22 protein-coding genes and 1 pseudogene are annotated in these 21423 nt (G+C 60.0%); 16 read left to right on the top strand and 7 right to left on the bottom strand.

All coding sequences use genetic code 11. The features are described 5' to 3' along the window. Positions 1-40: 40 nt before the first annotated feature. Genes JJT62_RS02185 through JJT62_RS02175 form a run of 3 tightly spaced genes read left to right on the top strand, consistent with a single transcriptional unit; the run spans position 41 to position 3168 of the window. Positions 41-2413 carry a penicillin acylase family protein gene (locus tag JJT62_RS02185; RefSeq protein WP_202071039.1) on the top strand — a complete coding sequence of 791 codons (2373 nt, stop codon included), beginning with the start codon at positions 41-43 and terminating at the stop codon, positions 2411-2413. A gap of 31 nt (positions 2414-2444) precedes the next feature. Next, positions 2445-3008: an alpha/beta fold hydrolase gene (locus tag JJT62_RS19475; RefSeq protein ID WP_202071038.1), complete on the top strand. Its 564-nt coding sequence runs from the start codon at positions 2445-2447 to the stop codon at positions 3006-3008. Next, complete coding sequence (locus JJT62_RS02175) at positions 2899-3168, top strand: hypothetical protein (RefSeq protein WP_202071544.1); 270 nt, start codon at positions 2899-2901, stop codon at positions 3166-3168. The genes JJT62_RS19475 and JJT62_RS02175 overlap by 110 nt, the downstream gene beginning before the upstream one ends. Positions 3169-3171: 3 nt before the next feature. Here JJT62_RS02175 and JJT62_RS02170 read toward each other — a convergent pair whose 3' ends face one another. Together JJT62_RS02170 and JJT62_RS02165 are read right to left on the bottom strand one after the other, a co-directional pair. After that, positions 3172-3774 carry a DUF2064 domain-containing protein gene (locus tag JJT62_RS02170; protein ID WP_202071037.1) on the bottom strand — a complete coding sequence of 201 codons (603 nt, stop codon included), beginning with the start codon at positions 3772-3774 and terminating at the stop codon, positions 3172-3174. A 2-nt stretch (positions 3775-3776) separates the two neighbouring features. Further along, a complete protein-coding gene (locus tag JJT62_RS02165) occupies positions 3777-4445 on the bottom strand; it encodes a TIGR04283 family arsenosugar biosynthesis glycosyltransferase (RefSeq protein WP_202071036.1) in 669 nt (222 codons plus the stop codon). A gap of 132 nt (positions 4446-4577) precedes the next feature. Between JJT62_RS02165 and JJT62_RS02160 the strand changes: the two genes are divergently transcribed. From JJT62_RS02160 to JJT62_RS02130, 7 genes are all read left to right on the top strand, one after another. Then, positions 4578-5561: a radical SAM protein gene (locus JJT62_RS02160; RefSeq protein WP_202071035.1), complete on the top strand. Its 984-nt coding sequence runs from the start codon at positions 4578-4580 to the stop codon at positions 5559-5561. Beyond that, complete coding sequence (locus JJT62_RS02155) at positions 5554-6978, top strand: NAD(P)/FAD-dependent oxidoreductase (protein ID WP_202071034.1); 1425 nt, start codon at positions 5554-5556, stop codon at positions 6976-6978. The genes JJT62_RS02160 and JJT62_RS02155 overlap by 8 nt, the downstream gene beginning before the upstream one ends. After that, positions 6975-7670 carry a TVP38/TMEM64 family protein gene (locus tag JJT62_RS02150; RefSeq protein ID WP_202071033.1) on the top strand — a complete coding sequence of 232 codons (696 nt, stop codon included), beginning with the start codon at positions 6975-6977 and terminating at the stop codon, positions 7668-7670. The genes JJT62_RS02155 and JJT62_RS02150 overlap by 4 nt, the downstream gene beginning before the upstream one ends. 22 nt (positions 7671-7692) lie before the next feature. Beyond that, positions 7693-8274: a carboxymuconolactone decarboxylase family protein gene (locus JJT62_RS02145; RefSeq protein WP_202071032.1), complete on the top strand. Its 582-nt coding sequence runs from the start codon at positions 7693-7695 to the stop codon at positions 8272-8274. Positions 8275-8496: 222 nt separating this feature from the next. Continuing rightward, positions 8497-9132 carry a sigma-70 family RNA polymerase sigma factor gene (locus tag JJT62_RS02140; RefSeq protein WP_283483634.1) on the top strand — a complete coding sequence of 212 codons (636 nt, stop codon included), beginning with the start codon at positions 8497-8499 and terminating at the stop codon, positions 9130-9132. Further along, on the top strand, positions 9129-9815 hold the full coding sequence (locus JJT62_RS02135; protein WP_255537150.1) for an NrsF family protein: 687 nt from the start codon (positions 9129-9131) through the stop codon (positions 9813-9815). The genes JJT62_RS02140 and JJT62_RS02135 overlap by 4 nt, the downstream gene beginning before the upstream one ends. 9 nt (positions 9816-9824) lie before the next feature. After that, the gene (locus tag JJT62_RS02130; protein ID WP_202071030.1) at positions 9825-10880 is read left to right on the top strand and encodes a methyltransferase domain-containing protein; all 1056 of its coding nucleotides are present in this window, start codon (positions 9825-9827) and stop codon (positions 10878-10880) included. 67 nt (positions 10881-10947) lie between these two features. On the opposite strand, the gene JJT62_RS02125 is transcribed toward JJT62_RS02130, so the two are convergent. The 5 genes from JJT62_RS02125 to JJT62_RS02105 are packed head-to-tail and all read right to left on the bottom strand — an operon-like array spanning position 10948 to position 17574. Then, complete coding sequence (locus JJT62_RS02125; protein WP_202071029.1) at positions 10948-12633, bottom strand: c-type cytochrome; 1686 nt, start codon at positions 12631-12633, stop codon at positions 10948-10950. Beyond that, positions 12605-13273: an SCO family protein gene (locus tag JJT62_RS02120; RefSeq protein ID WP_202071028.1), complete on the bottom strand. Its 669-nt coding sequence runs from the start codon at positions 13271-13273 to the stop codon at positions 12605-12607. The genes JJT62_RS02125 and JJT62_RS02120 overlap by 29 nt, the downstream gene beginning before the upstream one ends. Beyond that, a complete protein-coding gene (locus JJT62_RS02115; RefSeq protein WP_202071027.1) occupies positions 13273-15102 on the bottom strand; it encodes a hypothetical protein in 1830 nt (609 codons plus the stop codon). Before JJT62_RS02115 ends, JJT62_RS02120 begins: the two co-directional genes overlap by 1 nt. An 18-nt stretch (positions 15103-15120) precedes the next feature. Beyond that, the gene (locus JJT62_RS02110) at positions 15121-15807 is read right to left on the bottom strand and encodes an SCO family protein (RefSeq protein WP_202071026.1); all 687 of its coding nucleotides are present in this window, start codon (positions 15805-15807) and stop codon (positions 15121-15123) included. 30 nt (positions 15808-15837) lie between these two features. Beyond that, positions 15838-17574 carry a multicopper oxidase family protein gene (locus JJT62_RS02105; protein WP_202071025.1) on the bottom strand — a complete coding sequence of 579 codons (1737 nt, stop codon included), beginning with the start codon at positions 17572-17574 and terminating at the stop codon, positions 15838-15840. Between the two features lie 582 nt (positions 17575-18156). On the opposite strand from JJT62_RS02105, the gene JJT62_RS02100 reads away from it, so the two are divergent. From JJT62_RS02100 to JJT62_RS02080, 6 genes and pseudogenes are all read left to right on the top strand, one after another. Further along, positions 18157-18426 (top strand): hypothetical protein, encoded by a 270-nt coding sequence (locus JJT62_RS02100; protein ID WP_202071024.1) that lies wholly within the window; start codon positions 18157-18159, stop codon positions 18424-18426. Positions 18427-18492: 66 nt separating this feature from the next. After that, positions 18493-19332: a DUF692 domain-containing protein gene (locus JJT62_RS02095; protein WP_370568467.1), complete on the top strand. Its 840-nt coding sequence runs from the start codon at positions 18493-18495 to the stop codon at positions 19330-19332. Then, positions 19329-19616 (top strand): annotated as a pseudogene (locus JJT62_RS19470) (DNA-binding domain-containing protein); the annotation flags it as partial. The gene JJT62_RS02095 and the pseudogene JJT62_RS19470, both read left to right, overlap by 4 nt. A 9-nt stretch (positions 19617-19625) precedes the next feature. Then, complete coding sequence (locus tag JJT62_RS19025) at positions 19626-20120, top strand: hypothetical protein (protein WP_246744651.1); 495 nt, start codon at positions 19626-19628, stop codon at positions 20118-20120. 121 nt (positions 20121-20241) lie between these two features. Further along, positions 20242-20520: a DUF2282 domain-containing protein gene (locus JJT62_RS02085; RefSeq protein ID WP_202071021.1), complete on the top strand. Its 279-nt coding sequence runs from the start codon at positions 20242-20244 to the stop codon at positions 20518-20520. A gap of 30 nt (positions 20521-20550) precedes the next feature. Further along, positions 20551-21423 carry a DUF692 family multinuclear iron-containing protein gene (locus JJT62_RS02080; protein WP_202071020.1) on the top strand — a complete coding sequence of 291 codons (873 nt, stop codon included), beginning with the start codon at positions 20551-20553 and terminating at the stop codon, positions 21421-21423.

The raw sequence follows: 21423 nt of genomic DNA, 5'->3' as shown, positions 1-21423 counted from the left end.
CGCCGCTAGTAGAACCATGCTTCGGAGAAGCGCGCTTGTCGTGCTTGGCGGCGCCGCCTCCTTGGTTATCGCCTGCTACGCCGCAGTGTCTTCTCTTCCATCTATCCAATTTCCTTCTGGACCACGGAACACGCCCGGGCTTAGCGCGGCTGTTTCGATCAATCTGGATCATTACGGCGTCCCGCATATCGAAGCGCGAACACGCGAGGACGCCTTTACAGCTCTTGGCTACATGACGGGCCGGGATCGTCTTTTTCAAATCGACATCATGCGCCGCAAGACCGTCGGCCGGCTCGCGGAGATTCTCGGCGAGCCGCTCGTTGAAGACGATCGCTTGAACCGCACCTTCGGCTTTTCGCGTCTGGCGGAACAGATCCTTGCGCGGCTGCCAGAGTCACAACGGACGGTGCTCGCCGCTTACGCGGCGGGCGTCAATCAGGCGATGGACGATTTGTTGACGTTGCCGTTCGAATTCTGGGCGCTCAATTACAAACCGGAACGATGGTCGCCCAAGGACAGCATTCTCGTGGCGCTCAATCTTTCAACGCTATCTTACGCCGTCGAGGAGGAACGCATGGCGAGCGTCATGCGTGAAGCGCTCCCGGCGGCTGTCGTTTCGTTTTTGACGCCGGATAGCGACTGCTACAATGAAAAGGTCGCTCCAAGCGGCGCGAACATTTGCGCCGATACTTCGCGCCCTCCCGATGAACTGCGCACGCTCCTTCATCAATCGACCAAGAGAGCCATTAAATCTGGTGCGATCCGAGAAACGAGCGCTGCGCGCGGTTCAAACGCCTGGGTCATTGGCGGCGGCAAGACACGTGATGGGCGCGCAATGGTCGCAAACGACATGCATCTCACTCTTGGATTGCCAAACATCTGGTACCAAGCCGATCTCCGCTACGGCCCGTATCGCATGGAAGGGCTTTTTCTGCCAGGCTTGCCGATGATGATCGGGGGATCGAATGGTCATATCGCTTGGGGGCTCACCAGCGTGGACGGCGATTTTTCGGATCTCGTCCGGCTGCGTAAAGACCCCGGCGACAACAATCTCTATGCGACGCCGAAAGGCGTTCGAGCATTTTCTTCCCGGTCGGAGAGCATCGCTGTAAGAGGCAAGAAGAGCGTCTCCGTCGACGTTCGGGATACGATATGGGGACCCGTTCTACCTCAACCGCTTCTCGAGGAAGAAGTCGCGGTCGCATGGTCGATGTTGGACGCCTCGGCGACAAATCTCAACCTGTTGCAATTGGATGAGGCGCGGACAGTTCGTGAAGCTCTGCCGATCCTGCAATCCGCGGGAACCCCGCCGCTAAATGGTTTGGTAGCTGACGATCGGGGGTCGATTGCCTGGACGCTCATGGGCAAAATCCCAGCGCGGCGCGGGCTTCGAGGAATTTATTCGGAACATTGGGACGCCAGCGAAGTTGGTTGGGACGGTTTTCTATCGCCTTCGGCGCTTCCAACGATTGTTGATCCTCCAGAGGGCCATATCGTCAGCACAAATCAGCGCATGTTGCCAACCTCAGTCTTTTCGACGCGCTTGAGTCGAGATTATCCCGGCGGATTTCGCGCTTGGCGCGTTGACGACGCTCTCAGGGGTTCATCGAAGCTCGGCGTCGCGGACATGGTCGCCTTGCAGCTCGATACAAAGACCGACTTCTATCGCTTCTATCAAGACATTGCCCTCAGAGCGCTAAAGGGCCCTGCTTCACAAGGCCAGCCCGAAGCCGCGCGGCTTCTCGCGGCCTTGGAATCTTGGGACGGTCGCGCAGAACCCCGAAGTAAGGGGTTGGCGTTGATCACGGAGTTCAGGCAAACTCTGCTCCAAGAAATATTGTCTCCAATTTTCGAAGATTGCCGGCGGTTGGATCCGGGTTTCACCTACAGATGGTCCAACTCCGACGTCCCGTTGCAAGCTATCATTCGCAGCGGCGATCCGTCATTCCTGCCAAAGTCAGAAAATTCGAGCGATTGGACCAATTTTCTGCAGGCTGCGCTGGCCGAAAGCGCGAAGCGCCTTGAGGCGAAACACGGTCGTCCAATATCGGAAATCAGTTGGGGCGACGTGAACCAAGTCGCGATCACTCATCCATTTTCGAGGGTGGCTCCATTTCTGTCAGCACTTCTTGATTTGCCGCGTTCGCCCGTTGCGGGCTGCCCGCAATGCGTGCGACTATATGAGGTTGCCGACGGCGAGGGAGTCGGCGCCAACGCCCGGACCGTCATCGTTCCCGGGGAGGAACAAAAAAGCGTGATCCAATTCGCTGGAGGCCAATCCGGTCAGTTCGGCTCGGCGCACTACGCTGATCGGCAGCAGGACTGGGTTTCCGGCCGCTCTACGTCTCTGCGCTCTCAAGAAGTCGTTTCCACGATCCTGTTGACGCCGGCGGGCGCTCGCTACAATCAATAGCGCCTTTGAAGGGCGGCACTGAAACCAGCCGATGTTTGAGCGCGATCGAAGGCCCCTGTCGCTATACTGTTTTCCATGCGCCGGCGGGAGCGCAAACTCGTTCCTGCGATGGCGCCCGAGTCTTCCGCCATGGATCAGAATTCGTCCGGTCGAGCTACCGGGTCGGGGCGTCAAAATTCGTGAGCCGCTGCTTCGCGATTTTGATGCGGTTGTCGAGAATCTGACGCAAGAACTGGTGCGTGAGTCTTCCGATCGCTGCGTATTTTTCGGGCATAGCCTGGGCGCGCTGATAGCCTATAGATGCGTGCACGCCCTACGCACCCGGGGAAAAGGTGAGCCGATGGCGCTCATCGCTGCTTGCAGCGCTGCGCCCTCTCGGCGCCGCGACGAGCGCTTAGCGCGCCTTAAAACCGATGCAGACCTTATCGGAGAGCTTGTGCGTCTGAACGGCACGCCCCCCGAACTCTTTACTGCTTCGACTCGCGTTGGATACGCTCGCCGCCGATTTTGCCGTTTGTTCGAGCTTTTCCTTCAAGAAGCGCGAAAAACTCTCTCTCGATATCGTTGTTTTGGGCGGGCGCGACGATATGATTGAAGAGGACGCCCTTTCCGCCTGGAGAGAGGAGACGCTCGGTCAGACGGCGCTGCTCATGTTCGCCGGAGGACTGAAAATAAAGCGTGTCAAAGCATACGAAGTCCAGCCTCACAGCTCAGGGTACGTGAGAACCCTTGTCCGCGGCAAGTCGCGTGGATAACCGCTACCTTTTCGTGAAAAAATTTCCATAGTCGCTCTGACGCGCGAGAGAAGCAGCGTCATCGATGTCCTCGTGAACGCCGATGATCCCCACCGACGCCTTTGTCAGCTTCGCGAGGCTGTCCGAAAGCGCATGGGGCGTCGACCATCTGACGGCGGAAAACGGATCGACCAAACGCGGTCGGCGTCGGAACCCCACCGCCCAGAAGCCTCCGTCCGCTGCGGGTCCAAACACCGCATCCCGATCTCCCAAGAGACGGAACGCGTGCGCGATTTCCTCCCGTGTGACGCCTGGAATATCGGAGCCGATGATGACTACAGGTCCTGGAGGAGGCGCTTTGGCGACGCGCATCATGCGGCGCCCCAGATCGCCGTCGCCTTGCGGCAAAAGCGGCAAGCGCATCGGCCAGGGGCCCGAACGATCGGGCGTCACTGCAAGCCAGGTCCGCCAGCGTGTGTCGGTCCCTAATCGGCGAAGGGTGTTTGCGAGCAGCACCCTCTGGACCCTCAACGCGCCAACGGGGCCAATGTCCGCCGCGAGGCGTCGCTTGCCCGCCCCGAACTGCGGCCAGCGCGTAAAGATGATGAGATGCGCGCGCACGCCCATGGTCAGCCGTAGATGCGTTTGATCATATGCGGCGGAACGCCCGCAAAATACAGCGAGAGACAGAGCAGATTGCGCGCGCTGCGTCTGAACCAGCCCTCCCGGCGCCAGCGCGCCGCCGACGTGCGGGCGGAGACAGGAAGGACCGCAAGTCGATCACGACCGATCCGGCGGACGAGATCGACATCCTCCATCAGCGGCAGCGCCTCGAATCCCCCCAGCGCTCGATAGAAATCACGGTGGATGAGCAATCCCTGGTCGCCATAGGGCAGGCCGAGCTTCCGAACGCGCCACGCGACCATCCTTTCAAGCCGGCGCGCTTGCAGCGACGGATCGTCGAGCGCGAAGCGGAACGCCGCCGCCTTCGCCCGGTTTTCCGGCACAGCGCAAAAGCCCGAGACGGCTTCCCGCCAGCCCTCCTCCAGAATCGTGTCTGCGTGAACGAACAACAGCCAGTCGCCCTGCGCCGCATCGGCTCCGGCGCGAAGCTGCGCGCCGCGTCCCCTCGGGGCCGCGATGACGCGGGCGCCGAGCGCCTCGGCCAACGCCACGCTGCCGTCGGTAGAGCCGCCGTCTACCACCACAATTTCGTCGTGGCCCCGCGCCAGAGCCGCAACGGTTTGTCCCAGGGTTCGGGATGCGTTCAGCACAGGAATGATGATCGACAATTTCATTGTCGGCGACGCTCCCCCGAGAGCCCGGGACGATCGGGCTCTATAATCCGTCGACGCGACGATTCGGCGCCGTCGAGTGAAACCTTTCATATCAGACGCGCGAAATCAGCGAATGGGGAGGCGGGGCGATCAATGCCAGGAGACCAACAACCCGCCCGGGAAGGCTTCCCGCGGCCCATCGCCAAATTTGCCGATCCCCAGGTCACCGCCAAAGGCGAGCGGCGGGCCGCCGTCTCTTTCCAGCGCCTGCAGACATTGTGGTTCAATACCGGCACCCTCTGCAATCTCGCCTGCAGCGGATGCTATATCGAGTCCTCTCCGCGAAATGACGCCCTCGTTTATCTGACGCGCGCCGACGCGGCTTCCTTCCTTCGTGAAGTCGAGGACCTCGCCCTCCCGGGCGCGCGGATCGAGATCGGATTTACGGGCGGCGAACCGTTCATGAATCCTGACATAATGGAGATGATCGAGGACAGCCTGGCCGCCGGCCATCGCGTCATCGCGCTCACCAACGCCATGAAACCCATGCAGCGCGTGAAGGAGGCGCTGCTTCGCCTGCGAGAAAAATATCCCGCCAGCTTCACGATCAGAGTGTCGCTCGACCACTACGAGCCGAACGGTCACGAAAGGATTCGGGGACCGAATAGCTGGGAGCCGGCGATCGAGGGCATCCGCTGGCTCGTTTCCAACCAATTCAGCGTGACGATCGCCTCGCGCCTGGCGTGGGGCGAGACGGAAGTCGAAGCGCGCAAAGGGTTCCAGTCGCTTTTCGACCGTCTTGGAGTGGGGTTTGGAGCGACCGAAGAACGGCTGGTTCTTTTCCCGGAGATGGACGCAGCCGAAGATGTTCCCGAGATCAGCGAAGGCTGCTGGAGCATATTGGGGAGAAAGCCCGACGATATGATGTGCGCGACCTCTCGCATGGTGGTCAGGCGCAAAGGCTCGGAGCGCGCGACGGTCGTCTCCTGCACGCTTTTGCCTCATTCGGAAGACTTCGAGCTGGGATCGACCCTGGCCGAATCCCTTCGGCCCATCAGCCTCAACCATGTCTTCTGCGCCCGCTTTTGCGTCCTCGGCGGCGCCTCCTGTCGTGCGCAGCCGAGCGCCGATGTCTGAGACGATCAATTGCGACTTGTGCGTCATCGGCGCGGGCTCGGCTGGCCTCTCCGTCGCCGCCGGGGCGGCGCAGATGGGCGCGAGCACGGTGCTGATCGAAGCCAACCGCATGGGCGGCGATTGCCTGAATTCGGGCTGCGTCCCGTCGAAATCGCTGCTGGCAGCCGCGAAGGCGGCGAAAAATTGTGGCGACGCTACCCGGTTCGGCGTCGATGGCGGCGCGCCACGCGCCGACTTTGCTGCTGTCCATGCATATGTCCGCGGCGTGATCGCTTCTATCGCCCCGCACGATTCAGTCGAGCGTTTTACCGACCTCGGTTGCACGGTGATAAAGGGGCGAGCCCGGTTTATCGACGATCGGACGGTCGAAGCCGACGGGAAACTCATCCGCGCCCGACGCTTCGTGATCGCCACCGGCAGCCGCGTCGCCATTCCCGATATTCCGGGCCTCGATGACGTCCCCTTTCTGACGAGCGACACGATCTTCGACAATGCGGTTTTGCCGGAACATCTGATCGTCATCGGCGGCGGACCGATCGGATGCGAACTCGCGCAGGCCTATCGCCGTCTGGGCGCGAAGACGACGCTGGTGGAGATGGCGCGCATACTGCCGAGAGAAGACAAAGACGCCGTTGATGTCGTGCGGCAGTCGCTCCTCGCGGACGGCGTCGTTATTCTGGAAGGCGTCCGTCTTTCGCGGATCGAAAAGGATCGGGACGGCGTCGCCGTCTTTCTGCAAGATCGGGAAGAGACGCGGATCGCTGGCTCACATCTGTTGGTCGCCACGGGCCGAAGGCCGAACGTCGAGACGCTCGGCCTCGAAGCGGCCGAGGTCCGCTATTGCGCGAAAGGCGTCGACATCGACGCCAGGTTACGCACGACGAACAAGCGCATCTATGTCGCCGGCGACGCCGCCGGTGGGCCTCAATTCACCCATATGGCGAGCTATCACGCTGGGATCGTCATTCGTAACGCGTTGTTCAGATGGCCGGCGAGAAACAGGCCAGCGGCGTTCCCAAGGGTTATCTACACCGGCCCCGAACTCGCACAGGTGGGCCTGAGCGAAAGCGAGGGGAGAGAACGCTATGGCGACGCCGTTCGTATCCTGCGCGCGGATTTCAAGGACAATGATCGGGCGCAAACCGAAGGGCTCACGCGCGGCTTTCTGAAAGTCGTCGCCACAAAGCGCGGGCACATTCTCGGCGCGACAATTGTCGGCCACGATGCGGGTGAGCTGATAACGCCCTGGACGCTGGCGATCTCTCAGAGGCTCGAGATCAGCGCCCTTGCAAATCTCATCACTCCCTATCCGACCTTGAGCGAGATTTCGAAGCGCGCTGCGGGAAGTTACTATACGCCGGCGCTGTTCTCGCCACGCACACGAAGGCTGGTGCGTTTCCTGAGGATTTTCGGATGAGATTCGCGCGATACGCGCCTATTCTTGCTCTCACCGTCGTTATCGCGGCAGCCTTCGCGTTTCGCCTGGATCGTCACCTGACGCTCGATGCGGTAAGAGACAATCGCGCATTGCTCATTGCTTTCGTCCAATCTCACGGTCCTCTCTCTGGCGTCGTCTTCGTCGCCGTCTATGCCGCGGTTGTCGCTCTCTCCCTGCCAGGCTCGACGATTATGACGCTCACCGGGGGATTTTTGTTTGGCGTCCCCTTTGGGGTAATGCTGTCCGTCGTGGGCGCGACATTGGGAGCGACCCTGCTTTTCGTCATCGCGCGCTCGGCTCTTGGCGACATGCTGTTCGAGCGCGCCGGCCCCACGCTCTCCCGGACGGCGAAAGGTTTCCGCAAGGACGCCTTCAGCTATCTGCTTTTCCTCCGCCTCGTGCCAGCGTTTCCATTCTGGGCGGTGAATCTGGCCGCGGCGGCGCTGGGGATGCGCCTGAAATCCTATGTGGCGGCGACCTCGATCGGCGTCATCCCATCAGCGATCATCTACGCGGCCTTTGGCGCCGGCCTGGCTAAAATATTCGATGCAAGCGGCGAAGTGCGGCTGGAAGAACTTTTGAACCCGTCCATGATCGGCGCCCTTGTCGGCCTCGGCCTGCTCGCGCTTCTGCCGGTCGCTCTGCGTCGCGACCGGGCGTCGCAACCTTGATCATCAACTTTCGGAGCAGAGAATGTCCGTCATCCCGGCAAAGGATTTGTCCGATTATCCGTGGTTCATCCGGCTTTTTTTCTGGAAGCAAAAGCGAACATATGGCCGCGTTCTCGATCCCGGCCTGTTGTGGGGGCGGTCTCCCTGGGTCTTTGCGGCCGTGGCGCTACTTTACGGCGCCCTCGATCGGCGGCGGTCCCCCTGTTCTCCCACCCTGCGTTCTTTGGTCACGGTCAGGGTTTCCCAAATCAATCACTGTGCATTCTGCGTGGACATCAACTCGGCGACGCTCGCAAAGCGCGGGGTTGCGATGGACAAGATCGACGCCCTTTCGAAGTGGCGCGATAGCGACCTGTTCTCGCAGGAGGAAAAACTCGCGCTCGAATATGCGGAAGCCATGACGATCACGACCCCCGGGGTCAGTGACGGGCTGCGTGCGAAGCTGAAACAACAATGGCCCGACGACACGATCGTCGAGCTGACGGGCTTGATCGCCTTCCAAAATCTCTCTTCGAAATTCAATGCGGCGCTCGATGTTCCGGCTCAAGGCTTCTGCAAGATTCCGATCGAACGCGATCCTTCGGCCACAGGCCGCGAGGTTTGATTCCCGCCTGATCGAACCGGACGCCGCCCCCAACTGCAATGGATACGGGCGGCATGGTCACTTGCAGAGCCCCTCCGGGAGACGGAGCATTCGCTGTCGTCCCCAGGAGCCGTCGATGAGACGGGGGCTCTGCGATCGGGGCCAATCCGATAATTAGCTGACTTCGCCACCCAATCGGACGCCGAAAGCTGCTATGAGGGCGTGGATACCGGGCTGGAGAGCGTGCGCCTGACGACGCCGAAGCTCTATTCCGAGGGTGACAATCGCATGCCGACTGAGAGATACGACCGCGCGAATACGGCGCGCGAGGCGCGGTGGCGGACGCTGATGAGCGCCGCACAGGAGGGGGACAACACCGCCTATGCGACGCTTTTGACCGAGATGCTTCCCTTGCTTCGACGATCGGTCGCCTACAAGCGACCCGGCGCATCGGACGTCGAAGATATTGTTCAGGAAATTTTGATTTCGATCCACACCGTCCGGCACACCTACGATCCGGGACGTCCTTTTATGCCTTGGCTCATGACGATCGTCGCACGCCGAGCGATCGACGCTCTGAGGCGGCAATCGGCACGAAGCGCGCATGAGACCACGGTGGATGTCTTGCCAGAAACCTTTTCGGGGGATGACGCGAAGAGCGAACAGGAGGTCTCAGATGACCAGGAATTCTTGCGGCGCGCGCTGGCGCAATTGCCCGACGGACAACGTGAGGCGATCGAGCTTATGAAAATAAGAGGTCTATCGCTCCAGGAGGCTTCGGTCGCGACCGGCAGGAGCGTGGCCTCGCTGAAAGTCAGCGTCCACCGGGCGATAAAGACAATGCGCGACTACCTGAAAAAAGAGAGCTCGAAGCGATGAATACCGAAGAGCTCATTCGTCGGCTAGCCCGCGGCGCTTTGCCCGTGCGCCGTTTACCACACCCCTTCGTCCGGACGGCTGTCTGGTTTCTTCTGTCCCTCACCTTCATGGGGGCCATGGTTTTTGTCGTGGGGCTACGACAAGATTTATCCGTTCGAATTAGAGAACCGCGGTTTATGATCGAATTGGCGGCCGCTGTCTTGACCGGCATGATGGCCGGAGCGGCTGCTTTCTGTTCGACCTGCCCCGGCCGGCCATTGTGGGAGCGTCTCGCGCCTTTCCCCTTCCTCGCTCTGTGGCTTGCCTTTATCGGCGAAGGATGCCAGCGCGAGATCGCCCTGTCCGGAATCCGGGCGCTGCATCTCAACCTGGATATCAGTTGCGTGTGGAAAATCGCGGCGGCAAGCGCGGCGCCGGCTGTGCTGATCTTCGTCATGGTCAGACGCGGCGCGCCGATTGCGCCTCACCTGACGACCGGTCTCTCGGCGCTCGCCGCCACGTCGCTGAGCGCCGCCGCGATGCTTTTGGTCCACAGGCAGGAGTCCGCCATAATGGTTCTCGTCTGGCAGTTCGGCTCGGTCATTGCGTTATCTGCCTTCGCTGCGCTGTTCGGTCGTCGGCTTCTCTACTGGCGAACCGCAGAATTGACTGCGCTTGAGAACGACACGATCTCTCATTGCTGAGGCGAGCAAATGAAGATTCAAGCAGTCAAGGATTACTACGGGAAAACCCTGAAAGGCTCGGAAGATCTGAGGACAAAGGCTTGTTGCACATCTGACAACATGCCCGAGCGGGTCAAGGGGCTTTTGGCCAATATTCACGAGGAAGTGCTCGCGAAATATTATGGCTGCGGGCTCGTCGTTCCCGAGCTATTGGGCGGGCGCCGCGTTCTCGATCTCGGTTGTGGCTCCGGTCGTGACGTCTATGCGCTTGCGCAGCTCGTCGGCCCAGATGGCGAAGTCGTCGGCGTCGACATGACCCCCGAGCAACTCGCCGTCGCCGAAGCTCATGTCGAATGGCACAGGACGAAGTTCGACTTTCCTCGCAGCAATGTGCGATTTATGCGCGGATATATCGAGACGCTCGATGCTCTGGGCCTGGAGGCCGGAACTTTCGACGTTGTCGTCTCCAACTGCGTCGTCAATCTGTCCGTCGACAAACTTGCCGTGCTGAGAGGCGCATTCAAGCTGCTCAAGCCGGGCGGCGAGTTTTATTTCGCAGACGTCTACGCCGATCGCCGTCTCGACGAGGCCCTCCGCGCCGACCCCGTGATCTATGGAGAATGTCTCGGCGGCGCGCTTTATTGGGGAGATTTTCTTTCCCTCGCAAAGGCCGCCGGCTTCGGCGATCCCCGACTCGTGACAAGTCGACCGCTGGAAATCGCCGATCCCCAGATCGAGCAAAAGATCGGCAATGCGCGCTTTTATTCCGCGACTTATCGTCTGTTCAAAATCGAGGGTCTCGAACCTGCCTGTGAAGATTACGGGCAGGCCGTGATCTACAAGGGCGGCGTTCCAGATGCGCCGCATGTGTTCGAGCTCGACGAACATCACAAATTCGAAAAGGGACGCATTTTTCCGGTCTGCGGCAATAGCTGGCGGATGCTCGCCGAAAGCCGCTTCGCAAACCATTTCGACTTTATCGGGGATTTCTCACGCCATTTCGGCATCTTTCCGGGTTGCGGCGCTAATACCCCGTTCGGCCCGGATAGCGCCGGCAAGAGCGCATCATCGGGGGCGTGCTGTTGACCGTATAGTCGCAGCGCCTTTGGAAGCGATGCGAAGCGCGCCGGGAGCGCAGCTTCGCCGCCGCTTGTCATGGAATCATCCAGTCTCCGACAGGCTCGACCGCATCATTTCTGTCCGGCGAGGTCCGCACGACGAAAACGCCGTGAGAAGCGACCCGCTGTCCGGGACCGAGAGAAAGACGCGGGAATATGCCCGGGTTCAGATCTCCCTCCGCTTCGTGCTCGACATTCTCGACAAGATAGTCGCGGAAGAAGTCCGTCTTGAGACGCCCAACCGCGGCGTCGAGGAGCGACAGGGCGTAATATGTCTGGAACTGAAGCGTTTGATTGGTGATTTGAACGCCACGCGTATTGATCCATGCGCGTACGCGGAAGGATAGAGGATGAGACCCGACGTCGACCTCGTAAGGGTCAACGAAAAAGAGACGGTCTGCGAAAGGCTGCGCCCATTTGCTTCTCGCGAAATCCAGTTTGTGTGAAGGTAGATAAAGAGGAGCCGCGGCAGGCGAAACAGACAACAAGGACGCGATCTTTTCATCGTCCATTTGTCCGGGCCACAGGACGACGCCGTCGGTCGCGCCATTCGACGCTGGTCGACGGCCAGCAATGTTGTCCGCTGCGGAGATCGTCTCCACGTCGACGCCCGCTGCGCGCGCCCCTTGCTCGAAAACCTTGGCCGGCTCGGCCGCGAGAGGCCCCTCGCCGACAATTTGCCGAATCCGCTTCTTTTCCCCTGTGCGGCGCGAGAAAAAAGTTACGAGACCCTTCGCTTCCAACTCGAGGCCGTGAGTGAAGTAGAAGGTCCGACTATCCTTGCGGTTTCCCAGCAGTTCCGTATTGGGAAAAAGAGCGGGAATTTTCTGGCTGTCGGAAAATTCGGCGATCGGGCCCCAGACGGGCGCCAGTCCGGAAACGAGCGCGAAGACGGGCTGAGCTCGATATTTTTGTTCAAGCTGCTCCGGCCAGCTCTCCGGCGCTCCGTCGAGCTCCCAAACATGCAGACGCCATTTGCGTGTTGCGGAGATGAGCTCGGATTGATGGTAGGGAGAAAATCCTTCTCGGCTGCGTTCTCCGCCGGAATTCTTGTTCGCCCAATCGAAATACGCCTCGATGACAGAAAGCATGGCGGCGCGGTCTTGTGGCGCCGCATCTTTACTGACGACCGTCGCAAAATGAAGCTCCTCGTCAGTGACGCCAGGATCGATTTTCGCCGAGAGGTTTTTCAGGAAGGCCTGAAGATTCGCTACATCGGCGTCCGAAAGCTCGTAGCGCGGCATAATGGGGTCGAGCTCTTGCCCCGCCGCGTCGACGCCATTTCGCAAAGCGCGTCCGAGCGTATCGAAATCATAGGCAGGCCGCATATGCGGCTGGCTGAGGCGCGCGCGATAGCGCTGCGGTTGCGCCTGCTCGAAGCGATTGAGAAGGAAACGTCCGCGGTCGAGTTTCCGTTCGCTGAACAGCGTCGCGCCGTTGATGGGAGGGACGAAATAGCCCCCCTCGCTGGTTCCGAATCCGCTCGGTCTATGGCAGGTGACGCAAGCCGCGCGCGAACCAGGCAAAGGCACATCGCTCTGCGTTTTTGCCAAGAGCGGCGAGCCGTCGACTTTCCGCCCTTCGAAATACAGGCGTTCGCCGAGAGCGGCGTCTGGGGCCGGCTCCCCGGCGGTCGCCAAAGGCGGGAGTGCGCCGAACGACAGGATTACCGAAATCGCGCGCGCGGCGCGCTCAATGTAGGTGGTGGGCGTTTTCGACAACGGATCGGTACTCGCTTACGAGCTGCTTGCAGTTGATGAGCCCTTCAATGCGGACCCAAGGCTGATCGGGAGCCCCGCGGAGATAAGTGTAAGCGCGATGGTTTGCTTTTGCATCATTTGCAAAGCGTGCGTCAAAGGTCGCAAGCACCCGCGCAATGTCGTCGCTGCGTCCCGTCAGCAGCCTCCAGTGGTCGTCGAGCGGGAAGTTCCCCGCAAACTCATGCAGGCGCTCGGGCGTATCGTAATCGGGGTCAATCGTGATCGAAATAGCTTGGTAGTCGCCGCCTATCGCCGATAACTCGTTCCTAGCCGCCGCCAGAGTCGAGGTGAGGACGCCGCAAATGGTCGTACAGCTCGTAAAAATGAACTGAACGATGACCGGTCGGCGCTCAGCCAGAAGCTGATCCAAACGCACGGGGCGCCGGGCGTCGTCCGTCAGGGTGATTTCGGGCGCGACGAAACGCAATTCACTACGAACGATCGCTGTATCGAGCTGGGCGGCGCGCGACCCAGCCAATGTTACGAGAGAGAGCGAAACAGAAAGCGCCACCCATATAGGAAGGCGGGGGGCGATACCGAAATTTGCCATCGTCGCCTCTTGCCGGGCAGGCGCCGGTAGTTCCGGCGCCTGCATTTTCATTAATGGATCGACCAGATTGCCTGCTCGTGATGGAGTGGATCGAACTGGTAAAGACGCAAGCGAAGCGACGGCTCGTAATTGAGCTTCAGGATCACTGTATGCTCGCCCAGCACGTCCCCGTTGGACACCGGGTAGCTCGGCGTCAAACGACCCCGGTGAACCGTCTTGCCCTCGGGATCCATTTCACGCTGCCAGAGATTCCGGTGCGCGAAGATCTCCGGCTTGATCTCGTCGAGCTCCTTCGTTTCCTCCTCCGACGTCCTGTAGCGCGGTCCCGGCGAAGCTGGGCCCGGCGTAGCGGCGGGGACAAGCACCGGAGTCGGCGTGTTCATCTCCCACCAGGCGCGGCCGAAGGTGAAGAAAGCGCCCGCGCCGTTCACCGGCAACGTATTTTGGAACGTGTTTTCCCAACCGCGCATGCCGCCGAAGTCGACCGCGACATAGCCATGGGGGAAGTAGTCGCCATTGATCAGCTTGACCTTCACCTCTGCGCCGCGCAGATGCCACTTCTCCAGAATCGGCTGGGCTTGATTGTTGACGACGATCCCCTTTTGGTGGCCGTAGATCGTGTTGTCCGCATAGAACAACGTCATGTCCGCGTTCGGATCCTCAGTCACGCCATCCGGCAGCGCGTTACGATCCTGCCACTGGAAGAAGGCGCGCTCGGCTTCTGCGATGACCGAGGGATTGAATCCACCCTGCTGAAGCTTGCGGAAAGCCTTCCACATGCGCTTCGACGGGGCGAGGTCGCCGATCATGCCGATCGCCGCTTCCTTTGCCGCCTGGCTCGCGCGCGGGTTTTCGCCGAAAGTGTCGGTTTCCCACTGCACGAGCGTGCGGCCCATCGCAACCTTGAGGGCGTTTTCCTGCACCTCGACGCGCGGGGGATGCCGGCGCCAACCCCAATGGTAGGTAAGGTTGAAGTTCTTGCCCGGCGCCATGGACAGTGGAATCACAGTGCGTGTGCCGTCTTCCATCGGGAAGAAGGTCAAATCCATGGTGACGAGCGGGATCGCGCCATTGCCGCCCGACGGATCGACATACATCTGCATCGGCGCGAAATCCTCGCGGCCTCGATTCAGCGTATCGAGCGTGTAAGTGACGGTGAAGGGAACATCCAGGACGTCCGACGGGTCGATGAACGCGGTGTCCGACTCGATATGCGTATCGAACCAGACCTGATGGACATGGACGTTGCCGCCAATGACCTTGCCATTCGCGTCCTTGACGGGGATAACCTTCTTCACCTTGTTCGGGCCATCATAGTGCATCATGGGGATGCCGCTATAGGCCCGATCCGAGATCGGGTTTCCCTCGAGAATGTCGAGCGCGCGCTGGACGTCCGCCTGCTTGAAGCCTGAAGGCGAATAAGGGTGTTTGTCGTCGCCGTGGCCGCGGTCGTCGCCCCGTCCAGGATTGTCCTTCCGGCGCCAGGCATTGAAAATCGCCGCGAGGTCGTCCGTAGGCGATGTCTTGTTTATCGGCGTGATCACCGGATCGGGGTGAAGGTTGTAGGGATGCTGTGGCGTAGACGACAGTGTGTTTGGAATTTCGTTCCCATCGGCGCCTTTCACATTTTCATAGCGCGTGGGAAGAAGATTCGTCGGATTGACCCACGGATCCGACTTCGGGAAAGGCCCTTCCGGCGTAATGAAAGTCGTCGTCTTTCCATCTGCCGAGTCGATGCGCGTGTAGCTCGAAGGCATCGGGAAAGGATTAGGAACGCGGCTATCCGGCGGGGGCGGCACTTGCGCAAAACTCGAACCGCCGAGGAAAAGGGCGATCACCGTCGAGGCGATCGTCACCTTGGGTGAATAATTCCACTTCATGACGTTGCTCCGATCGCTTCAAATGGCCCGATTGTTGAAGGAAGGTCCGTCCTCGTCGAGGCGACGCGGACCAGCCTGGACGAGTTCGCCCGTCACCGGCTTTCCATTCATGACCGACTTGACCCGCCACAGCGCGTCGTCCGGCCCGATCAAGGCCGGGAAGCTGGCCCACAAGCCAACAGCGTCATTGCCGTAGTGAACGAGATCGACGGAGGCGGGACGAGAGGGATCCCGGCCATGCTTATAGAGGCGCGACGCGTAAGCCGCATTGCCGCCGTTCGGCGCGCGGACGAAGGTCCAGCCCTTTGGCGCGCCGAATTTTTCGGCGAAGGCCGCGAGACGCTCCACCGTATCGTTTTCAGGATCGCCGGTTATGGAGATGATCCGAACCTCTTCTTCCATCCGGTCGCCGAGCAGCTTCGCGACTTTCGCGAGGCTCGCTGTGATGGGGAAACTCTCCTCGTTCGCGATCGACATGAAATTGATCATGACGACCTTGTTACGGATGAGATCGCCGTAGAGCTGCAGGTTGCGGCCGTCGTGCGTCTCGACGGCCGTTTCCGGCAATTGGCTGCGGCCATAGAGCTGAACGCCGCTATGGACATGCTCGTTCTCCTGCCCGGTCGTCATGGCCTGCGCGGCGTTGACGGCAGGCAGCAAACCCGCGAGCGACAGCCCCGCGAGGAATTTACGCCTCTCGTTCATCTAACTCTCCTTGGAATTGTTGCTGGCGGATCAGAAGCCCTGGCCGGGCTTCACGATGTCCCAGCGGATCATCATGGAATGGTCCTCATGCACGACGTTGTGGCAGTGCATGACATATTTGCCGAGGAAGTCTCGCCAGTGGCCATAGAACTTGACTTCGTCGCCCGGTCCGAGCTCGACAACGTCCTTTCGGGCGTTCAGCATGGAGCCTGGCGCGATCGGCTTTCCATTCCTTTCGATGATCTGGAATTCTTCGAAGTGTGTGTGGATCGGGTGCGACCAGTTGTTGCCGCCGTTTCGGATTGTCCAGATTTCGGCCGTGCCCTGCTCGATCGCGGCGTCGATGCGGCTCGGAACCATGAGCTTGCCGTTCACCGTCCAGAGACCATTGTCGTAGTCGAAGACGAACAGGCGCTCGCGCTTGACGTCCTTGAGGTTGATCGGCGGCAGCTCACGGAACTCGTCGGGAATGCGGCTCGGATCGAAGGCCATGGGGCCGACGACGTCGAAGCGCATGATCAGGTCGCCTTGATCCAGCAGATGACCCGAAAGACCAGCACCGTCTGTTCGCATGCCGAGGCGGTTCGTCAGATAGATCTTGTCGCCAGCGTTGAACTTCGAGAAGTCGACGATGATGTCGCAACGATTTGCGACCCAGAGATCGACATTGTCCGTCAGTATCGGCTGCGGCAGCAGATTGCCGTCATTCGAGATCGCCACGAACGGAATCGCGTCGTTGCCTTGCTTAGTGAGATAGAGCTTATAAAGACGCGAGGGGCCGCCATTCAGGAGGCGGAAGCGGTATTTGCGCCGCTCGACCCGGAAATAAGGCTGAATGCGACGGTTGACCGTGAAGCGGTCGCCGAGCATGCCATGGTTAGTATAGACCTCATTGCCGACGTAGCCGCCCAATTCGTGCGAATTTGTGATCGGATGTGCGCCAGTGAAGTCCCAAACCGGTTGGCCGTTCTGGTCGAATAGGACATCGTGCAGAATGAGTGGAACGTCGTATCTGCCGCTCGGGAGACGATAGGCCTTGGGGCTCGGATCCCGTTCGTTGCCCGAGTCGGCCTCGTCGAACATCAGATAAAAGCCCGACAATCCGGCGTACACGTTCGGCGCGGTGAAATCGAGACGGTGGTCGTGATACCACAGCGTGCTCAGCGCCTCGCGAGGATCATTGCCTGCATAGATGTTGGGATAGTGGTGATCCCAGAATTCGCCCGGGAACGTGAAGTCCGCGGGGTTGCCGTCGCTCTCGGACGCCTGATGGCCGTTATGGGTGTGGATCGTGCTCGACGGCAGCGCAAAGGAGACGTTTCCCGTCCCCACGGGCGGCAGATTGTTGATGCGGCGGACGAAGATCGGTTCGCCATAGCGCGCCATGAATGTTTCGCCCGGCGTCGCGCCGTTGAAACCGTATGCCCACGAGCCGTTCGCGTAAGGGCCTTCCGGATGGTAGACCCACCTGAATTCCGACAGAACCTGCTTGTAAAATTTCTTCGGCAGAAACTCGTTGTAGCGCTGATGCCGCGCCGGATCGGGCGGCGTTCCGAGAGCGCCGACGGGAACCGGTTGCGCGGTCGGCATGACATATAAAGGCGCGACAAACGGCGTCGCCGGCGGGCTCGGATGCGCCTGAAAGCCCGGGATATAGCCGTCGGGAAACAGCAGCCCGCTTTGCGGAACCGCATTCGCTTCTTTTGCGACGATTCCTGCGCCTGCGGCGCTCAGCCCCAATTTCAATGCATTGCGTCGGTTTACCATATTCAGCCCCTCCATTGCCGCCGCGCTGTAAAGAGAATGACGATTACTACTAAGTCAAGCTTAAATATCATCAATATTCCACCACGATCAGTATTTGTCAGATATTATCCGCCTGTAAGCAGAGACAATACTATGCATTCGGACGAAAGACGTTGCGTCTTCGCGTCCGCTACTACATTTCAGACAAAAGGAACCACGCCCGGCACACACCGTGTGCGGCCGAGTTATCAAGCCCCGTGCGCGATGAACGCACGAAGGAAAAATGTCAGCTTCGGAAATTCGGAGACATGCGTCCGCGCACATCCCGCCGCCATGCGCGACGCGAATGCACTCTCTCGAAAAATATTTTTTGGTGAGTTGTGCCCCCGCCTTTTCCCCCTAAGGGGACGCCCCACAAGGATTATTTCCGAAATCGAAAGACCTTCAAGCCACCAACGGTTGTATTTCAACCAATGCGAGAGTTCGACGCCATGCGTGACGGCTCATGTAACTTCCGCCCAATCCGTTTCGAATTGGATTGCGTAGCTGAGTAGCAGCGAAGCGCTTGCACGCGCGTACAATATCTACGACAGAGGAAGACGAATGAAGACCAACATCATTTCGGGCGCGACCCTCGCCGCCGCCGCCATTGCGCTCGCCGCCAGCGGCGTCGCCACGTCCAGCGCGCTCGCCAAGAAGGCGCCCGCCGAGCCCGTTCATTGCGCCGGCATCAACAACTGCAAGAGCATGGGCGCCTGCAAGACGGCAAGCAGCTCGTGCAAAGGCATGAATTCATGCAAGGGCCAGGGCTGGCTGCCGGCGAAATCCGCGAAGGCGTGTGAAGCCAAGGGCGGCACGGTTCAGACGATGTAATGGTCCTGGCGGGACCGGCGAGAAATCGCGCGCGTCCCGCCCCACAATCTCGGAATGGTCAACGACGTGACGACGCCTCGCTCGCTCGGCTTCGGGCTCGGTTTGCGGCCGATCTACTATCCCGACATTCTGGAGCGCAATCCGGCGGTCGACTGGTTCGAGATCATCTCGGAGAATTACATGGTTCCGGGCGGGCGTCCGCTCGTGATTCTCGATCGTATTCGAGCCTCGTACCCGATCGTGATGCATGGCGTCTCCATGTCTCTGGCTTCCGTCGATCAGCTCGATTTCGATTATTTGACCGCATTGAAGGCGCTCGCTGCGCGGATAGAGCCCGCCTGGATTTCGGATCACCTCGCCTGGACAGGCGTTGACGGCGCGAATCTGCACGACCTGCTGCCAATTCCATTTACGTCCGAAGCGCTCCGTCACGTCGCTGAGCGCATCATGCGCGTGCAGGATTTTTTGGGCCGAAGGATCCTCGTCGAGAATGCTTCCACTTACGTTTCGGTCGACGGGTCCGAGATGAGCGAGCATGAATTTTTAACCGAACTCGCCGAAAGCGCGGATTGCCTCCTGCTGCTCGACGTCAACAATGTATTTGTCTCCTCCTTCAATCATGGCTTCGATCCGGTCCGATATATCGACACGCTTCCGGCGGATCGCGTCCAGCAAATACACCTCGCTGGTCACAGCGATTACGTCACCCACAAGGTCGATACGCACGATCACCCCGTCTGCGGAGACGTCTGGGAGCTGTACGCGCACGCCCGGAATAGATTTGGCGACGTTTCGTCGATGATCGAGCGGGACGATCAATTCCCTCCGTTCGAGGAGTTGATGCGAGAGGTGGAAAAAATGCGAGGGATCGCGGCGTCGGTCGACTCGGAAAAGGTCCTCGCGTGAGTCTCCTTTCTTTCCAGAGAGCCTTTCAGGCAGCGATTCTCCAGCCTGAAGAACCGGATGCGAGCGAGCTTGGATTCATAGCGCCGCCGCGGCGGATAGACCGCGCGGCAGCTTTCGGCGTCTACCACACCGCCTACCGCCTGCGCCTGGCGGAATTCATCGCAACAGATTTTTCCGTCTTGCGTCGCCATCTCGGCGATGACCGCTTTGGTCGCCTTGTCGAAGAATACGTTTTGTCGAAGCCGTCGTCACATCGCAATGCGCGATGGTATGCGAGCGGTCTGCCAGAATTCATGCTCAGCTCGCAATCTTGGAGCGCTGATCCACGTTCTTGCGATCTCGCGCGATTTGAGCGCGCGCTCGCGGATGCTTTCGATGCGGCCGATGCGGCGGCCTCGAACTTTGAGGCGCTTCATCAGATCGACGTGGACCTCTGGCCGAATGTCGTTTTCTCGTTCCATCCCAGCCTGACCCTGCTCGACCTCGAACACGGAACCGTCTCGCTATATGAATCATTGCGAGACCAATTGGAGGCGCTCGGGACGGCCGATCGGGCCGAAAAAGATGTGGTCGCAGTTTGGCGGCGCGAATATGAGGTTTTCCATTGCGTCCTGGGCCCCGACGAACGCCTCGCCCTCAATGAGGCGATGCTAGGAAAGAAATTTTCCGACGTCTGTTCGCTCCTGTCGTTCAAATTCAACGGCGAAGACGTCAGCCAACTGATTGCCGGCTTCCTCTCCGCCTGGGTCGAAAACGGGCTGATTACAAATATCAGCGTCGAGCCGTGACGTGACGATCTCGCTCGGTGCGGCGCCGCTCGTTTGGTAACTTTCACGCATCGAGGCGCGAAGAACAGGAGTGAGACAATCTGATGCGAACGGGTCGCTGAGGCCCGTAGAGGAGGAAATAATGAACGATAATCGCACCTGCACAATGTTGATCGTTGCGGGCGCGCTCGCGACGGCGCTGTCGTCGATCGACTCGGCCAGCGCCAAGATCGAGCAGGAAAAATGCTACGGCGTGTCGTTGAAAGGAAAGAACGATTGCGCGGCTGGTCCTGGCTCCAGTTGCGCGGGATCAGCGACCAAAAATTATCAGGGCGACGCCTGGAAATATGTTCCCAAGGGAACCTGCACCTCGATTGTCACGCCCAAGGGAAAGGGCAGCCTCGACCCCATCGCCAATTGACGATTCCGACGTCGTGGAACGGGGAAAACGATGGACTCGGTGGAATCCGGCGCGTGCAGCGTCGGCGTCGGCTTCAAACCGCAGCACGCCGACGATATCGCTGATGCGCCAGGCTGCGTCGACATGTTCGAGGTTCACGCGGAAAATTATATGAGCGCCGGCGGCGCACGAATTGCTCAGCTCGAACGCATTCGGCGCGACTATCCCCTCTCCCTGCATGGTGTGGGATTGTCGCTTGGCGGGCTCGATCCCGTCGACCGCGCGCATCTTGCACGCGTGAGCCGCATCGTCGATCGATTTCAGCCGCATTTGTTTTCCGAGCATCTCGCGTGGTCGTCACATGCGGGGCGGTATTTCGCCGATTTGCTTCCCCTGCCCTATACGAGCCAAACGCTTCACCGCGTCGCGTCCAACATCGAGATGGTTCAAGACGCGTTGAAGCGGCGCATACTCCTCGAAAATCCAGCGACCTACTGCCGCTTCGAAGACTCACCGTTCGCCGAAACGGAGTTCCTCAGGCGAATTACGGGTCTTACCGGTTGCGGCCTATTGCTCGATGTAACCAATGTCGTTGTCTGCGCGTGCAATCATTGCTTCGACCCGGACGCCTATATCGACGCCTTTCCGATGTCTGCGGTGGAGGAAATTCATCTCGCCGGATATGCGGAGTCGCCAAATGAAGACGGCGACCTGCTCCTGATCGATGCGCACAACTCGGCGGTCCCGGACCCCGTATGGCGGCTTTACGAGCGCGTGCTGGCGAAGCGCGGACCCGTTCGGACTGTGATCGAATGGGACAACGACGTCCCTGAATGGGCGACGCTCTTGAACGAAGCCCAAAGCGCCAGGACCATCCTGCAAAACGCTCGAACTCTTACTGCGCCATCGAGAGGACGCGCCTGA

Source organism: Methylocystis sp. Sn-Cys (assembly GCF_016745395.1).
Classification (GTDB): domain Bacteria; phylum Pseudomonadota; class Alphaproteobacteria; order Rhizobiales; family Beijerinckiaceae; genus Methylocystis; species Methylocystis iwaonis.
Note: the sequence above shows the minus strand (reverse complement) of the source record. Positions and strands in the feature narration are given on the sequence as shown.

Excerpts from the sequence above, each read along its gene's own strand:
- JJT62_RS02160 (WP_202071035.1), top strand. The coding sequence starts at position 4,578 with ATGCCAGGAGACCAACAACCCGCCCGGGAAGGCTTCCCGCGGCCCATC.
- JJT62_RS02135 (WP_255537150.1), top strand. The coding sequence starts at position 9,129 with ATGAATACCGAAGAGCTCATTCGTCGGCTAGCCCGCGGCGCTTTGCCC.
- JJT62_RS19475 (WP_202071038.1), top strand. The coding sequence starts at position 2,445 with ATGTTTGAGCGCGATCGAAGGCCCCTGTCGCTATACTGTTTTCCATGC.
- JJT62_RS02080 (WP_202071020.1), top strand. The coding sequence starts at position 20,551 with ATGGACTCGGTGGAATCCGGCGCGTGCAGCGTCGGCGTCGGCTTCAAA.
- JJT62_RS02115 (WP_202071027.1), bottom strand. The coding sequence starts at position 15,102 with ATGAAGTGGAATTATTCACCCAAGGTGACGATCGCCTCGACGGTGATC.
- JJT62_RS02120 (WP_202071028.1), bottom strand. The coding sequence starts at position 13,273 with ATGAAAATGCAGGCGCCGGAACTACCGGCGCCTGCCCGGCAAGAGGCG.
- JJT62_RS02165 (WP_202071036.1), bottom strand. The coding sequence starts at position 4,445 with ATGAAATTGTCGATCATCATTCCTGTGCTGAACGCATCCCGAACCCTG.
- JJT62_RS02150 (WP_202071033.1), top strand. The coding sequence starts at position 6,975 with ATGAGATTCGCGCGATACGCGCCTATTCTTGCTCTCACCGTCGTTATC.
- JJT62_RS02085 (WP_202071021.1), top strand. The coding sequence starts at position 20,242 with ATGAACGATAATCGCACCTGCACAATGTTGATCGTTGCGGGCGCGCTC.
- JJT62_RS02110 (WP_202071026.1), bottom strand. The coding sequence starts at position 15,807 with ATGAACGAGAGGCGTAAATTCCTCGCGGGGCTGTCGCTCGCGGGTTTG.
- JJT62_RS02130 (WP_202071030.1), top strand. The coding sequence starts at position 9,825 with ATGAAGATTCAAGCAGTCAAGGATTACTACGGGAAAACCCTGAAAGGC.
- JJT62_RS02145 (WP_202071032.1), top strand. The coding sequence starts at position 7,693 with ATGTCCGTCATCCCGGCAAAGGATTTGTCCGATTATCCGTGGTTCATC.
- JJT62_RS02100 (WP_202071024.1), top strand. The coding sequence starts at position 18,157 with ATGAAGACCAACATCATTTCGGGCGCGACCCTCGCCGCCGCCGCCATT.
- JJT62_RS02170 (WP_202071037.1), bottom strand. The coding sequence starts at position 3,774 with ATGGGCGTGCGCGCGCATCTCATCATCTTTACGCGCTGGCCGCAGTTC.
- JJT62_RS19025 (WP_246744651.1), top strand. The coding sequence starts at position 19,626 with ATGCTCAGCTCGCAATCTTGGAGCGCTGATCCACGTTCTTGCGATCTC.
- JJT62_RS02155 (WP_202071034.1), top strand. The coding sequence starts at position 5,554 with ATGTCTGAGACGATCAATTGCGACTTGTGCGTCATCGGCGCGGGCTCG.
- JJT62_RS02105 (WP_202071025.1), bottom strand. The coding sequence starts at position 17,574 with ATGGTAAACCGACGCAATGCATTGAAATTGGGGCTGAGCGCCGCAGGC.